Source organism: Streptomyces sp. NRRL B-1140 (assembly GCF_001280065.1).
Classification (GTDB): domain Bacteria; phylum Actinomycetota; class Actinomycetes; order Streptomycetales; family Streptomycetaceae; genus Streptomyces.
Map to the genome: position 1 here is coordinate 1 of NZ_LGEA01000153.1, position 1,583 is coordinate 1,583.

1 protein-coding gene is annotated in these 1,583 nt (G+C 69.2%); it reads right to left on the reverse strand.

Annotation, left to right across the window (positions count from 1 at the left end):
* Window positions 1-1,583 (reverse strand): 2-oxoacid:acceptor oxidoreductase subunit alpha (locus tag ADK65_RS34460; RefSeq protein WP_053675235.1); only part of this gene is annotated, 1,583 nt, incomplete at both ends.

Here is a 1,583-nt window from a genome sequence, read left to right on the forward strand (position 1 = left end):
GCCGCGGTGATCGGCCCGTACGTCGAGCCCCAGCCCAGGACCAGGGTCCGCGCGCCGTGCGGGTCGTCGACTGCGAGGTCGGGGACGGTGATGCCGTCGATCTTGGCCTGGCGGGTGCGGACCATGAAGTCGTGGTTGGCCGGGTCGTAGGAGATGTTGCCGGTGCCGTCCTGCTTCTCGATGCCGCCGATGCGGTGTTCCAGACCCGGCGTGCCCGGAATCGCCCACGGGCGGGCCAGCGTCGCGGGGTCGCGCTTGTACGGCCAGAACACCTCCGAGCCGTCCTCGAGCGTGTGGTTGGGCCCTTGCGCGAACTGCACCCGCAGGTCCGGCAGCTCCTCGATGTCGGGGATCCGCCACGGCTCGGAGCCGTTGGCCAGGTAGCCGTCGGACAGCAGGAACACCGGCGTGCGGTACGTCAGCGCGATCCGCGCCGCCTCCAGCGCGGCGTCGAAGCAGTCCGCCGGGGTGCGTGGCGCGACCACCGGCACCGGGGCCTCGCCGTTGCGCCCGTACATCGCCTGCAGCAGATCCGCCTGCTCGGTCTTCGTGGGCAGCCCCGTCGACGGGCCGCCGCGCTGGATGTCCACGACCAGCAGCGGCAGCTCCAGACTCACCGCAAGTCCGATCGTCTCGCTCTTGAGCGCCACCCCCGGCCCGGACGTCGTGGTCACCGCCAGCGAACCGCCGAACGCCGCGCCCAGCGCCGCACCGATCCCGGCGATCTCGTCCTCCGCCTGGAAGGTGCGCACGCCGAAGTTCTTGTGTTTGGACAGCTCGTGCAGGATGTCCGACGCCGGAGTGATCGGATACGAGCCCAGATACAGCGGCAGATCCGCCTGCCGGCTCGCCGCGACCAGCCCGTACGACAGGGCCAGGTTGCCGGAGATGTTGCGGTACACACCCGGCGGGAACGCCGTCGCCGCCGGGGCGACCTCGTAGGAGACGGCGAAGTCCTCCGTCGTCTCACCGAAGTTCCAGCCCGCCCGGAACGCCGCGATGTTCGCCGCCGCGATACCGGGCTTCTTCGCGAACTTCGACTTCAAAAACCTCTCCGTGCCCTCCGTGGGCCGGTGATACATCCACGACAGCAGGCCCAGCGCGAACATGTTCTTGCTGCGCTCGGCCTCCTTGCGGCTCAGGTCGAACTCCTTGAGCGCCTCCACGGTCAGCGTGGTCAGCGGAACGGGATGCACGTGGTAGCCGTCCAGCGACCCGTCCTCCAGCGGAGAACTCTCGTAGCCGACCTTCTGCATCGCCCGTTTGGTGAACTCGTCCGTGTTGACGATCACCTCCGCACCGCGCGGCAGATCACCGATGTTGGCCTTCAGCGCGGCCGGGTTCATCGCCACCAGCACGTTCGGCGCATCCCCCGGAGTGAGGATGTCGTGGTCGGCGAAATGCAGCTGGAACGACGACACCCCCGGCAGCGTCCCGGCGGGCGCCCTGATCTCGGCCGGGAAGTTCGGCAGCGTCGACAGGTCGTTGCCGAACGACGCCGTCTCCGAGGTGAAACGGTCACCGGTGAGCTGCATACCGTCACCCGAGTCCCCCGCGAACCTGATGACCACCCGGTCCAGGCG